Raw genomic sequence first — 13,288 nt, 5'->3', positions numbered from 1 at the left:
GCGAGCAGCTCGGCGATCTGCCGCCCGCGCGGCGCCAGCACCGCCGGGGCGGAGGCCCCGAGGACCAGGGGCGCCATGCCGAGCGAGAGGCTGTCGGGAAAGCGCGCGCCCATGCCGAGCGGGATCGGCCCGTCGAGATACGCCGCGTCGAGCGCGCGGGCGAGCGCCCGGTAATACGGCTCCTCGTCCATCAGCCCGGCCCGCAGCAGCGCGGTCGCCGCATCGGTGCCGCTCGCCTCGGCCAGCGCCGCGGCCCGGCGGAGCAAGGCCGCGTCGACGCCTTCGGCCGCCAGGAACGCGATCTCCGGCGGCAGGCCCGGTGCGCCGAGGGGCGGGCCCAGGAAACGGAGGAACGACACGGGGCCGGCTGCCGTCGGCTCCGGGACGTGCTAAGGCGGGGGCGTGAGCCGGACCCCCTCCCCATCGCGCCGTCGGCGCCCCGCGATCATAGGTGCGCCCGGCCCCGGCGCAAGCACGATGTCCTCGATCAAGACTATTATCTTAGCCATCGGCCTCTGCGTCGCGACGATGCCGCAGGCGGGCGCCCAGGATCGTGCCGGTCAGGTGCGTGCCGGCCAGCCCGCCGCCGGCAGCCCCGCGCCCGCCGCCGTGACGGTGCCCAACTTCTGGAACCCGCGCAGCCGCGGCGAGCGGGTCGAGGCGCCGCAGACCGGCCGGGCCGTGCGCTTCCTGACCGACGACGAGTTCCCGCCGCTGCACTTCGCAGGCCCCGACGGAAACCCGACGGGCTTCGTGGTGGAGCTGGCCCGCGCCGTCTGCGAGAAGCTGTCGATCACCTGCACCGTGCAGGCCCGGCGCTTCGACACCCTCCTCGACGGCCTGACGGACAAGCAGGGCGACGTCGTCGCCGCCGCGATCCCGCTGACGCCGACGCTGCGGGCGACGTTCTCCGCGACGCGCCCGTATTTCCGGTGGCCGGCGCGCTTCGCCGCCCGCGTCGACCGCGGCCTGCCGGCTCCCTCGGCGAGCGCGCTGGCGGGCAAGTCGGTGGCGGTGGTCGGCGGCAGCGCCCACGCCGCCTACCTCCAGGCGTTCTTTCCCAAGGCCGAGGCGAAGCCGTTTTCCGACCTCGCCGCGGCGGAAGGCGCGGTAAAGCGGGGCGAGGCCGACTACGTCTTCGCCGACGGGCTCGGCCTCGCCCTCTGGGTCGGCGGCCTGGAGGCGGGCAATTGCTGCGCGCTCGTCGGCGGCGACTACCTCGAGAACCGCTACTTCGGCGAGGGCATCGGCCTGATCACCCGGCCCGAGGACGCGGCCCTGTCGCGCGCGCTGGACGACGCGCTGCAGCGGGTGTGGGACGACGGGAAGTACACCGAGCTGTACCTGCGGTTCTTCCCCGTCAGCCCGTTCTGATCCGCATTGCGTCCGGGACCGACGCGTCTCCTTTTCCGCAGGCGTTCCTGCGGGTATCCTCGGCGCGGTCCTGCAAAGGGGCGGTCCTGCAAAGGGGCGATCCCGCAAACGGCGTGCGGCGGCCATGACGGCTCCGAGCCCGTTCGAGCGCATCCTCGCCGCCCGCGTCGCGGACCGTCACCGGACGGCGCGAGGCCTCGCGGCACGGATCGTGTCCGACGTCGAGGCAACAGGGTCGCGCGATCAGCCTCATCGGCTCGCTGGCGACCGGGCGTTTCCGGCTGCATTCCGACATCGACCTCCTGGTGCGCGGGCCGATCGATCCGGCCGAACGCGCCGCCGTCGAGCGGGCGGTGGCTGCGGTGATGCGCGGCACCGGCATCCCAAACGACCTGATCTATGCCTGCGATCTCACGCCGTCGCAGCTGGATGCATTCGAGAAGGCGGTCCCGTGATCGCGTCGCGACTGCCCGCCTTCGCCAAGCTCGGTCCGAAGCTCGACCGCGCGGGCCGCGAGCTGGCGAACCTCGACGCGTTCCTCGCCGGATACGACGCCCTCCCGCCGGAGCAGCGGACGACGTGGGGGCGGCTCACGGCGATCGCGGCCGCCCTTCACAACGCTGACAACGGCATCGAGGACGTGCTGCTCGGCATCGCCAAGGACGTCGACGGGGCCGCACCGACCGGCGACACCTCGCACCAGGACCTGCTCGATCAGATGCGGGCGCAGATACCCGGCCTGCGTCCGGCCGTGCTCGACGACGAGCTCTACGTTTCGCTGATGGAGCTGAAGGGCTTTCGGCACCGCGTGCGGCACAATCACGGGTTCGACCACGACGCCGGCCGGACGGAGCAGAACCGGGCGCTGATGCAAGCGACCTTCCCGAAACTCGTCGAGGCCGTCAGGACGTTGGAGAACCGGCCGACGGGATCGGGGGCCGACGACCCGGCCGAGCGGCCGTAAAAGTCGATTTCGCATCGCGGCAAACCTCATTAGGGTGCCGCACCCGCAAGATCCCGTGTCACAGTCCAGCGTCCCAGCCCATGTCCGCGCCCCTCCACCTCGACCCCGACCTGATCGAGGCCGCCGCCACCGCCGCCGCCTGGCCGTTCGAGGAGGCGCGCAAGCTCGTGGCCCGGCTGGAGCGCCGGCCCAAGCCGGAGGTGCTGTTCGAGACCGGCTACGGGCCGTCGGGGCTGCCGCATATCGGCACCTTCGGCGAGGTGGCGCGGACCTCGATGGTGCGCCACGCCTTCCGGGTGCTGACGAAGGACGCCGTGCCGACGCGGCTGATCGCGTTCTCCGACGACATGGACGGCCTGCGCAAGGTGCCCGACAACGTGCCCGAGCGCGCGATGCTGGCCCAGCACCTCAACCAGCCGCTGACCCGGGTGCCCGATCCGTTCGGCACGCATGACAGCTTCGGCGCGCACAACAACGCAGAGCTGCGCCGCTTCCTCGACGCCTTCGGCTTCGACTACGAGTTCCGCTCGGCCACCGACTGCTACCGCTCCGGCGTGTTCGACGCGGCCCTGATGCGGGTCGCGGAGCGCTACGACGCGGTGATGGCGATCATGCTGCCGTCGCTGCGCGCCGAGCGCTCGGCCTCGTATTCGCCGTTCCTGCCGCTGCACCCGGTGACCGGGGAGGTGATGCAGGTGGTGGTCGACGCGGTGCACGCGGACCGGGGAACGCTCGCCTGGCGCGACCCGAAGACCGGCGAGGCCTACGAGACCCCGATCACCGGCGGCCACGCCAAGCTGCAGTGGAAGCCCGACTGGGCGATGCGCTGGGTGGCGCTGGGCATCGACTACGAGATGGCCGGCAAGGACCTGATCGACTCGGTGAAGCTCTCCGGGCAGATCGCCCGCGCGCTCGGGGGCGAGCCGCCGGAAGGCTTCAACTACGAGCTGTTCCTCGACGAGAAGGGCCAGAAGATCTCCAAGTCGAAGGGCAACGGGCTGACCATCGACGACTGGCTCGCCTACGGCACGCCGGAGAGCCTGAGCCTGTTCATGTACAACAAGCCGCGCGAGGCCAAGCGGCTGTTCTTCGACGTGATCCCGCGGCACGTCGACGAGGTGCTGAGCTTCTCCGAGCGCTACGCCGCGCAGGACGCCAAGCTGCGCCTGGGCAACCCCGTTTGGCACATCCATGCCGGCAACCCGCCCGCGCCGGAGCGGATCGGGGAGGGTGCGCAAGGGGGGTCCAAGGGCAGCGTGAGCTTCGCGATGCTGCTCAACCTCGTGGCGGTGGCCAACGCCGAGGAGCCGGGCGTGCTCTGGGGCTTCATCCGGCGCTACGCCGCCGACGTCGGCCCCGAGACCCATCCCGGCCTCGACCGGCTCGTCGGCCACGCGCTGGCCTACTTCCGCGACTTCGTGCGCCCGGCCAAGAGCTACCGGGCGCCGAGCCCGGAGGAGCGCGCGGCCCTCGACGACCTCTCCGCGTCGCTCTCCGAGCACGACGGCTCGACCGACCCGGAAGGCTTGCAGGCGGTGGTCTACGAGGTCGGGCGGCGGCACTTCCCGGACCTGTCGGGCAAGGGCAAGAGCCCGGACGGACGGCCCGGCGTGTCGCAGGCGTGGTTCACGACGATCTACAACGTGCTGTTCGGCGAGGCCCGCGGCCCGCGCTTCGGCTCGTTCGTGGCGCTCTACGGCGTGGCGGAGACCCGCGCGCTGATCGCCAAGGCGCTGTCGGGCGAGCTGCTGGCCGAGCACGCGGCGTTCACGGCGAGCCGCGCAGCGAAATCCGCCTGACGGGCGTTCGCGGGATCGTCACGCACCGCGCGTGACGCACCACCATCGGATCGGGCGCTCGGGGGCAGGGGCATGATCGTACGGGACCTCGCCGGGCTTGAGGCCATCTACGGCGACCACCTCGCCCCGGCCTCCGTGGTGAAGGAGAGCGAGCGGATCACCGCGCACTACGCCGCGCTGATCGCGGCCTCGCCCTTCGCGATCCTCGCCACCGCCGGCCCGGAGGGGCTCGATTGCAGCCCGCGGGGCGACGGTCCGGGCTTCGTCCGGGTCGTCGACCCGCACACCCTGGTGCTGCCCGACCGCCGCGGCAACAACCGGATCGACAGCCTGCGCAACGTGGTGCGCGATCCGCGCGTCGCCCTGCTGTTCCTGATCCCCGGCTCGGGGACGACCTTCCGCGTGAACGGGCGGGCCGTCGTCTCGGCCGATCCGGCCCTTCTGGAAAGCTTCGCCGTCGACGGGCAGGCGCCGCGCACCGCCCTCGTGGTCACGGTCGAGCAGGCCTACTTCCAGTGCGCCCGCGCCGTCGTCCGCGCGCAGCTGTGGGATCCCGCCCGCCACGTCGAGGCGGGGACGCTGCCGAGCCCGGGGACGATCCTGGCCGCCCTGAGCGCGGGCGAGGTCGGCGGCCGTCCCTACGACGAGGCCTGGCTGGCACGCGCGGCCGCCACCCTCTGGTAGGGCGGCCGGGCGCGCTCACGCGTTCGGCACCGCCACCTTCTGGCGCAACCCCGCGATCACCGCGCGCAGGATGTCGGCGCCCGCCTCCGCGCCGGCCTTGGCGCTCATGTCGCCGCGCACCGCGTAGATGCGCTCGTGCACGAAGGCGAGCTTGGCGATCACGGCGGGCGTCAGGCGGAACGGGTAGAGGTCGGGCTGCCCCATGCTGCGGGACAGCGAGTTCACCGCGTAGGTGAGCGGCAGCCACGCCGCGATCAGCTTGTCGAGGTCGGGCGTGCGATAGGGATCGAAGTCGATCACCACCGGCTCGCTGCCGCCCCGGCGCAGCTGCGGCCGCAATTGGAGCGCGAAGGTCGAGGCGGTCTCCACCGTGTCGACGATGTGCAGGTAATGCGCCCAGGTCTCGGCGAAATCCTCCCACGGGTGGCTCGTGGCGTAGGCCGAGACGAAGGATTCCTCCCAATCGCCCGGCGCGCCGTGGGCGTAGTGGTTCTGCAGGGCGCCGACGTAGTTCAGGCTCTCGTCGCCGAACAGATCGCGGAACGTCCACAGGTGCGGGCTGTTCTGGACCAGCAGGTACCAGAAGTAATGCCCGATCTCGTGGCGGAAATGCCCGAGCAGGGTGCGGTAGTGCTCGCCGAAGCGGATCCGGCGCCGCTCGCGCTCGACGTCGTCGGCCTCGGCGATGTTCATGCTGATCAGGCCGTTGAGGTGACCCGTGAGCACCGGCGGCCCGATCAGGAAGCTCTCGGACGGGTCGACAAGGAAGTCGAAGGCGAGCCCGTCGGTGTATTGCGCACGGGTGGCCAGCGGCAGGTCGAGGCGCAGCAGCGAGTAGAACAGCCGGTGCTTGGCCGCCTCGACCTGGCGCCAGCGGGTCAGGTTCCAGGCGAGCGTCAGGTCGGGGACGACGCGGTTGTGGCGGCAGGTGACGCAGAACGTCTCGGGCGCGTCGTCCGGCACGAGCCAGTTGCAGGCCGCGTGCCGGGCGTTGGCGCAGAAGCGGTAGCGCTGGCCGGGCCGCGCGTAGGCGTGGAAGGTCTGCGCATCGGCCGAGCCCGGATGGGCCGAGCGGACCGACGGCTCGAGCGCGGAGATCTCATGCACCTCGCAGACGTAGCCGAGGCGCCGCTGGCAGCTGTCGCAGGCCGTGCTCTCGAAGGTGAGCGGCTGGTCGCAGGCTTGGCACTGGAAGATCTTCATGGCGGGTCCCGGCGCCCGAGGCGGGCAAGCACCCTGTCGTCGAAGGCGTCGTCGGCAGTCGTCGGCGGCCGCCGCCGGGCGGACCGTCCTCGCCGCATCAAACGGGCTTGCCCGGCAAAGTTCCCGGGGGGCGCGGCACGGGGAGGACGCGGCGCGCCGCCCGGAGCCGGACGCCGCATGGAAATTGCTTGCGCCCTCCCCTTTGCCGCATAAGGCGCAGACGAGGGCACCGCCGGATTCGATCCGGACGCCACCTGCTTCGCCCAGACGAGAGTGCCCGTGTCGATCAAAGCCGCCCTGCACCACGTCACGCACTACACCTACGACCGGCCGATCGCGCTCGGGCCGCAGGTGATTCGCCTGCGGCCGGCGCCGCATGCGCGCACGAAGATCCCCTCCTACACCCTCAAGGTGACCCCGGAGAACCACTTCGTGAACTGGCAGCAGGACCCGAACGGGAACTGGCTCGCCCGGCTGGTCTTCCCGGAGAAGACCAGCGAGCTGAAGATCGAGGTCGACCTCACCGCCGACATGTCGGTGATCAACCCGTTCGACTTCTTCGTCGAGGACTACGCGCAGGCCCGCCCGTTCGCCTACGCCCCCGACCTCGTCGCCGAGCTGGCGCCCTACCGCGTCCTCGACGACGCCCAGGGGCCTGAGATCGACGGCTTCCTGGCGCGCCTGCCGTCCGAGCCGAACACCGTGCTGTTCCTGGTGGCGCTGAACGCGCAGATCAGCCGCGAGGTCGCCTACGGCGTCCGGATGGAGCCGGGCGTTCAGACGCCGGCCGAGACCCTGACCCTGAAGAGCGGCTCCTGCCGCGATTCGGCCTGGCTCCTCGTCCAGGTGCTGCGCCGCATCGGCTTCGCCGCCCGCTTCGTCTCGGGCTACCTGATCCAGCTCGTGCCCGACACCACCGCGGTCGACGGCCCCGAGGGCACCAAGACCGACTTCACCGACCTGCACGCCTGGGCCGAGGTCTATCTGCCCGGCGCCGGCTGGATCGGGCTCGACGCCACCTCCGGCCTGCTCTGCGGGGAGGGGCACATCCCGCTGGCCGCCACCCCGCACTACCATTCGGCCGCGCCGATCTCGGGGCTCGCCGAGCCGGCCAAGGTCGAGTTCGGCTTCGAGATGACCGTGGCGCGCGTGGAGGAGAGCCCGCGCATCACCAAACCGTTCTCGGACGCGGTCTGGGCGGCCATGGACGCCCTCGGCGACCGGGTCGACGCCGACCTCGTCGCCCAGGACGTGCGCCTGACCATGGGCGGCGAGCCGACCTTCGTCTCGATCGACGACTTCGAGGCGCCGGAATGGAACATCGCCGCCGTCGGCCCGTCGAAGCGGGGGCTGGCCGACAAGCTGATCCGCCGCCTGCGCGACCGCTTCGCGCCGGGCGGCATGCTGCATTACGGCCAGGGCAAGTGGTATCCGGGCGAGAGCCTGCCGCGCTGGGCCTTCGCCCTGTACTGGCGCCGCGACGGCCGCCCGATCTGGCGCGACGCCGACCTGATCGCGCGGGAGGACGGCCCGAAGACGGCCGACGCCGACGCCGCGCGTCGCCTGATCGATGCGGTCGCCGGGCATTTCGGGCTGCAGGACTACGTGATGCCGGCCTACGAGGACCCGGCGCACTGGGAGGAGAAGCGCGCGGAGCTGCCCGTCAACGTGACGACGCAGGAGGCCAAGAGCGGCTCGGTGGAATTCGATTCGCGCATCCACCGCGTCTACGAGCGGGGCCTCGGCAACCCGGCCGGCTTCGTGCTGCCGCTCGCGAGCCTGCCCACCGGCAAGGACGGCGATTCCGACCGGGTCTGGATCTCCGAGGCCTGGGATTTCCGCCGCGGCCACGCGTTCCTGGTGCCCGGCGACTCGCCGCTGGGCTTCCGCCTGCCGCTCGGCTCGCTCCCGTACGTGCCGCCGGAGCATTACCCCTACTACCAGCCGCAGGACCCGCTGGAGCCGCGCGAGCCCCTGCCCGAGGGGCATGCCCACGAAGGAACCGGCGAAGGGACCGGCAAGCGAACGGTCAACGGCGGCGGCATCACCGGCGTCGCGGTGCGGACCGCGCTCGCCGTCGAGCCGCGAGACGGGACGCTGCGGGTGTTCATGCCGCCGACCCAGCGCGCCGACGAGTACCTCGAGCTGATCGGCGTCCTGGAGGAAGCCGCGTCGGGGCTTGGGCTCGCGATCCACGTCGAGGGCTACGAGCCCCCCTTCGACCCGCGCCTCAACGTGATCAAGGTCACCCCCGACCCGGGCGTGATCGAGATCAACGTCCACCCGGCGACCTCCTGGCGCGACGCGGTGGCGATCACCACCGACCTCTACGCCGACGCCCGCCAGACCCGGCTGGGCGCCGAGAAGTTCATGGTGGACGGTCGCCACACCGGGACGGGCGGCGGCAACCACGTGGTGATGGGCGGCGCCACGCCCGACGACTCGCCGTTCCTGCGCCGGCCCGACCTCATGAAGAGCCTGGTGCTGTACTGGCAGCGCCACCCGGCGCTCTCGTACCTGTTCTCCGGCCTCTACATCGGCCCGACGAGCCAGGCCCCGCGCATGGACGAGGCCCGCCACGACGGCCTCTACGAGCTGGAGATCGCCCTGGCGCAGGTGCCGGGCCCGGACGAGCCCAACATCCCGCGCTGGCTCGTCGACCGGGTGTTCCGCAACATCCTCGTGGACGTCACCGGCAACACCCACCGGTCCGAGATCTGCATCGACAAGCTGTACTCGCCCGACGGGCCGACCGGGCGGCTCGGGCTGCTCGAGTTCCGCGCCTTCGAGATGCCGCCGGACCCGCGCATGAGCCTCGCGCAGCAATTGCTGCTGCGGGCGCTGGTGGCGTGGCTGTGGCGCGAGCCGCAGGTCGGCGGCTGTGTCCGCTGGGGCACGGGCCTGCACGATCGCTTCATGCTCCCGCATTTCCTCTGGGCCGACTTCCTCGACGTGCTGGAGGATCTGCGGGCCGCGGGCTACGACTTCGACCCCACGGCCTTCGAGGCGCAGGCCGCGTTCCGCTTCCCGGTCTTCGGCCGGGTCGAGCACGGCGGCGTGAAGCTCGAGCTGCGTCAGGCGCTGGAACCGTGGCACGTGATGGGCGAGGAGGGGACCAGTGCCGGCACCGTCCGCTTCGTCGACAGCTCGGTCGAGCGCCTGCAGGTCAAGGTCGAGGGCTTCGTGCCCGGCCGCCACGTCATCGCCTGCAACGGCCGGCGCCTGCCGATGACCGGCACCGGCACCGGCGGCGAAGCGGTCGCGGGCCTGCGGTTCAAGGCCTGGCAGCCGGCCTCGTCGCTGCACCCAACGATCCCCGCGCACTCGCCGCTGACCTTCGACGTCCTCGACAGCTGGAGCGGGCGCGCGCTCGGCGGCTGCCGCTATCACGTCGCCCACCCCGGCGGCCGCAACTACGAGACGCATCCCGTCAACACCTACGAGGCGGAGGGGCGGCGCCTCGCCCGCTTCCAGGCCCACGGCCATACGCCGGGCAAGATCGCGATGCCGGTGCCCGAGACCAACCCCGAATTCCCGCTCACGCTCGACCTGCGCACGCCGAAGCCGACATGAGCCCGACGCTGGCGGCGGCACAGGTCACGGCAGGACGGCACGCACCGGCCGACGCGGACGCCGCGGACGAGCCGGACCGGCTCGCGCGCTGGGCCGACGGCTATCGGCCCGAACCCGGCCGGCCGGACGAATATCTCGACGCGGACGGCCGCGCGCGCGGCGCGTGGCCCCGGCTGCTCGAGCGGCTCGCGCGGCTGAGCGAGCCCGAGATCATGGCGCGCTTCGTCTCGGCGGAGCGCCACATCCGCGACACCGGTATCTCGTTCCGCATCTACGGCGACCAGCGCGAGCATGCCTGGCCGTTGGGCTCGCTGCCGCTGGTGATCGAGGCGGCCGAGTGGCGCGCCTTGAGCGCCGGGCTGATCCAGCGGGCCGAGCTGATGGAGGCGGTCCTCGCCGACGTCTACGGGCCGGGCCACCTCGTCGCCGACGGCCTCCTGCCGGCCGCCGTGGTCGCCGGCAGTCCCGAGTTCCTGCGCCCGCTGCACGGGGTCGCGCCTCCCGGCGGGCGCTGGCTCAAGCTCTACGCCGCCGATATCGGCCGCGGGCCGGACGGGGCCTGGCGTGTGCTGGCCGACCGGACGCAGGCGCCCTCCGGCCTCGGCTACGCCCTGGAGAACCGGATGGTGCTCGGCCGCACCTTCCCGGACGTGCTCGAGAGCCTGCAGGTCGAGCGCTTCCCGGCCTTCTTCCAGGCGTTCCGCGAAGGCCTGGCGGCCGGGTCCGCGCGCTCGGACCCGCGCATCTGCCTGCTGACCTCGGGGCCCTACAGCAGCACCTACGTCGAGCAGGCGGCGCTCGCGCGCTATCTCGGGCTGATGCTGGTCGAGGGCGACGACCTCGTCATGCAGGACGGGTGCCTGCACGTGCGCACCGTCTCCGGCCTGAAGCGGGCCGACGCGGTCTGGCGCCGGATCGACGGCGACTTCCTCGATCCGCTGGAGCTCAACCCGGCCTCGCGGCTCGGCATCCCCGGCGTGATCGAGGCTTTGCGCAACGGCAGCCTGGTGATGGCCAACATGCCGGGCTCCGGCGTGGTCGAGTCGGCGGCCCTCAGCCCGTATCTCGAAGGGATCGCGCAGCGCATCCTCGGCGAGGGCCTCAGGCTGAAGAGCCCGCCGGCGTGGTGGTGCGGCGATCCGGCCGGTCTCGCCCACGTTCGGGACAACCTCGACGCGATGACGCTGCGCCCGGCCGCCACCCCGCAGCGCGGGGCGGGGCGCGACGCGATCCTCGGGCCGCAGGCGCTGGCCGCCGAGCGCGAGCGGGTGATCGCGGCCTTCCACGACCGGCCGTTCGACTTCGTCGGCCAGGACCTCGGGCCGCTCTCGACCATGCCGGCCTGGGAGCGGACCGACCGGGGCCTGCACCTCGTCCCCCGCCCCTTCGCGCTGCGCGTGTTCGCCGCCCGCACCCCCGACGGATGGCGGGTGATGCCCGGCGGCTTCTGCCGGGTCTCGGAGCGCGAGAACGTCGACCCGATCGAGATGCGCCTCGGCATCCGCTCGGCCGACGTCTGGATCCTCTCGGAGAACCCGGTCGACACGCGCCATCTCGGGCAGCAGGCCACGCCGCGGGTCCGGCGCATCTCCGGGCACCTGCCCTCGCGGGCGGCCGACGGCCTGTTCTGGTTCGGCCGCTACGTCGAGCGGGCCGAGGCGGTGATCCGCCTCGTGCTGGCGCACCTGCGCAGCGTCGGCGACGCCGTCGTCACCGACATCTCCGGCGACACCGCGGCGCCGACCGCGCTCCGCATCCGCGCGCTCTTGGAGGAATGGGGGGCGGCCAGCTCCGCCGACATGCCGACGGCGGCACTGGCGCAGGAGGCCCTGGTCGGGCGCGAGGTCCACGGCTCCGCCCGCGCCCACGTGATCTCGGCCCGCACCAACGCGGCGACCCTGCGCGCCCGGCTCTCGGGCGAGGCGTGGCGGGTGCTCGCCGACCTGATCGACCTGCTCTCGCTGGACACCGCCCGGGCGTTCACCGAGTCGCAGCTGCTCGGCCGGGCCGAGCGGGCGCTGAGCCACATCGCGGCGCTCTCGGGCCTGACGCACGAGAACATGAACCGCGCCGCCGGCTGGCACTTCGTCGATCTCGGACGGCGGATCGAGCGGGCGATCAACACCTGCGCCTTCACGCTGGCCTTCGGCCACGACGAGGCCGGGGCCGACTGCCTCGGCGTCCTGCTCTCCCTCGCCGATTCGCAGGTCACCTACGGCGCGCGCTACATGCAGGGCGTGGCCCTCGACCCCGTGCGCGACATGGTGCTCCTCGACCCCTACAACCCGCGCTCCGTCGCGTTCCAGGCGGAGGCGATCGGCCGGCACCTGGCCGAGCTGCCGGCGCTCTCGGCCGACGGCATCCCCGAGCCGCATTGCCGGCTGGCCGCGCGGATCGTGGCGACCCTGCGCAGCGGCGAGGCCGCCGACTTCGACGGCGTCGGCCTGGCGCGGATCGAGGACGACCTGGAGCGGCTCGCCGACACCATCGCCGGCCGCTACTTCCCGAACGGGCCGCACGCCCTGCGGCCCGAGAAGCTGGCGGGCCTGGCGTGATCTACACGCTGCGCCACGTCACCACCTACACCTATGCGAAGCCGGTCAGCTTCGCGCGCTGCTCCCTGCGCCTGAAGCCCGCCGACGGCGAGGGCCAGAGCGTGCTCGAGAGCGCGGTGACGATCGACCCGAGCCCGGCGACCGCGGTGATCCGGCGCGACTATTTCGGCATCGAGACCGTCGGCATCACCCTGGACGCGCCGCACACCCGGTTCCGGGTCGAGGCGCTGTCGAAGGTGCGGGTCGAGCGCGGGCCGCTGCCGGCGCCCGAATCCGGCCGCAGCTGGGAGGCGGCGCGGATGGCGGCGATCGCGTCCCGCGACCTCGGGGCCGACGCGCCGGTCCACTTCCTGTTCCCGAGCGCCCGGGTGCCGCTGCTGCCGGCGGTGACCGACTACGCCCGGGCGAGCTTCTCGCCCGGGCGCAGCGCCTACGGCGGCGCCTTCGACCTGATGGCGCGCATCCGCAGCGACTTCCGCTTCGACGCGAAGGCCACCGACGTGCACACGCCGCTGGCCGAGGCCTTCGCCCTGCGCGCCGGCGTCTGCCAGGATTTCGCCCATGTGATGATCGCCGGGCTTCGCGGCATCGGGCTGCCCGCGGCCTATGTCAGCGGGTATCTCCGCACGATCCCGCCGGCCGGGCGGCCGCGGCTTCGCGGCGCGGATGCGAGCCACGCCTGGGTCGCGGTCTGGTGCGGCGACGGCTGGCTCGGCCTCGACCCGACCAACGGCATCGGGGTTCGCGACGACCACATCGTCGTCGCCCGCGGGCGCGACTACGGCGACGTCTCGCCCGTCGACGGCATCGTCAGCGGCTCGGGCAAGCAGAAGCTCAAGGTCGAGGTCGACGTCATCCCGCAGGACGAGCAGGACGAAATCGGGGCGCTGGCCCTCGTCGGCTGAGCGCGGTCGCGATCAGCGGCCCGGATCGAGCTGCAGGGTGAAGCGCTGCCGCGGGTCGCGCCGGAACGACAGCAGGTCGGCCATCGTCGCGAGATGCGCGCGCAGCCGCAGGGCCGCGGCGCCGATCCGCGGATGCGTCGACAGGGCCCGCATCCGAGCGGCGATGCCCGCGACTGCCGCGGCCGCCTTGCCGGAGACGGCGTCGGGCATCCGGCCCGCCGCGCGGCGCAG

10 protein-coding genes and 1 pseudogene are annotated in these 13,288 nt (G+C 72.6%); 8 read left to right on the top strand and 3 right to left on the bottom strand.

Features of this window, described 5'->3' with window-relative positions:
• A pseudogene (locus tag FV230_RS16055) lies at positions 1-359 on the bottom strand (glycosyl transferase); the annotation flags it as partial.
• Positions 360-477: 118 nt separating this feature from the next.
• On the opposite strand from FV230_RS16055, the gene FV230_RS16050 reads away from it, so the two are divergent.
• From FV230_RS16050 to FV230_RS16035, 5 genes are all read left to right on the top strand, one after another.
• Complete coding sequence (locus FV230_RS16050; RefSeq protein ID WP_246694876.1) at positions 478-1,374, top strand: transporter substrate-binding domain-containing protein; 897 nt, start codon at positions 478-480, stop codon at positions 1,372-1,374.
• Between the two features lie 242 nt (positions 1,375-1,616).
• Entirely contained in the window at positions 1,617-1,829 is a 213-nt protein-coding gene (locus tag FV230_RS29740; protein ID WP_187275520.1) for a nucleotidyltransferase domain-containing protein, read from the top strand.
• Positions 1,826-2,338 (top strand): hypothetical protein, encoded by a 513-nt coding sequence (locus FV230_RS16045; RefSeq protein WP_246686370.1) that lies wholly within the window; start codon positions 1,826-1,828, stop codon positions 2,336-2,338. The genes FV230_RS29740 and FV230_RS16045 overlap by 4 nt, the downstream gene beginning before the upstream one ends.
• A gap of 80 nt (positions 2,339-2,418) precedes the next feature.
• On the top strand, positions 2,419-4,137 hold the full coding sequence (locus tag FV230_RS16040) for a lysine--tRNA ligase (RefSeq protein ID WP_147843108.1): 1,719 nt from the start codon (positions 2,419-2,421) through the stop codon (positions 4,135-4,137).
• Between the two features lie 72 nt (positions 4,138-4,209).
• Complete coding sequence (locus tag FV230_RS16035) at positions 4,210-4,821, top strand: pyridoxamine 5'-phosphate oxidase family protein (protein ID WP_147843107.1); 612 nt, start codon at positions 4,210-4,212, stop codon at positions 4,819-4,821.
• 15 nt (positions 4,822-4,836) lie between these two features.
• On the opposite strand, the gene FV230_RS16030 is transcribed toward FV230_RS16035, so the two are convergent.
• Positions 4,837-6,024, bottom strand: coding sequence for a putative zinc-binding peptidase (locus tag FV230_RS16030; RefSeq protein WP_147843106.1), 1,188 nt, complete (start codon positions 6,022-6,024; stop codon positions 4,837-4,839).
• A gap of 279 nt (positions 6,025-6,303) precedes the next feature.
• On the opposite strand from FV230_RS16030, the gene FV230_RS16025 reads away from it, so the two are divergent.
• From FV230_RS16025 to FV230_RS16015, 3 genes are read left to right on the top strand one after another with little or no spacing between them, the layout of a single operon-like run.
• Complete coding sequence (locus FV230_RS16025; protein ID WP_147843105.1) at positions 6,304-9,597, top strand: transglutaminase family protein; 3,294 nt, start codon at positions 6,304-6,306, stop codon at positions 9,595-9,597.
• Positions 9,594-12,152, top strand: coding sequence for a circularly permuted type 2 ATP-grasp protein (locus FV230_RS16020; RefSeq protein WP_147843104.1), 2,559 nt, complete (start codon positions 9,594-9,596; stop codon positions 12,150-12,152). Before FV230_RS16025 ends, FV230_RS16020 begins: the two co-directional genes overlap by 4 nt.
• Positions 12,149-13,057 carry a transglutaminase family protein gene (locus FV230_RS16015; RefSeq protein WP_147843103.1) on the top strand — a complete coding sequence of 303 codons (909 nt, stop codon included), beginning with the start codon at positions 12,149-12,151 and terminating at the stop codon, positions 13,055-13,057. Before FV230_RS16020 ends, FV230_RS16015 begins: the two co-directional genes overlap by 4 nt.
• A 12-nt stretch (positions 13,058-13,069) precedes the next feature.
• Here FV230_RS16015 and FV230_RS16010 read toward each other — a convergent pair.
• The coding region (locus tag FV230_RS16010) for a hypothetical protein (RefSeq protein WP_210248636.1) at positions 13,070-13,288 on the bottom strand (219 nt) is incomplete at its 5' end.

The organism is Methylobacterium sp. WL6, assembly GCF_008040095.1.
In the GTDB taxonomy this organism is placed as follows: domain Bacteria; phylum Pseudomonadota; class Alphaproteobacteria; order Rhizobiales; family Beijerinckiaceae; genus Methylobacterium.
This window is presented reverse-complemented; position numbering and strand designations above follow the sequence as displayed.

Bases quoted from the DNA above. Each gene is read 5' to 3' on its own strand.
- FV230_RS16050 (WP_246694876.1), top strand. From the start codon at position 478: ATGTCCTCGATCAAGACTATTATCTTAGCCATCGGCCTCTGCGTCGCG.
- FV230_RS16040 (WP_147843108.1), top strand. From the start codon at position 2,419: ATGTCCGCGCCCCTCCACCTCGACCCCGACCTGATCGAGGCCGCCGCC.
- FV230_RS16035 (WP_147843107.1), top strand. From the start codon at position 4,210: ATGATCGTACGGGACCTCGCCGGGCTTGAGGCCATCTACGGCGACCAC.
- FV230_RS16030 (WP_147843106.1), bottom strand. From the start codon at position 6,024: ATGAAGATCTTCCAGTGCCAAGCCTGCGACCAGCCGCTCACCTTCGAG.
- FV230_RS16020 (WP_147843104.1), top strand. From the start codon at position 9,594: ATGAGCCCGACGCTGGCGGCGGCACAGGTCACGGCAGGACGGCACGCA.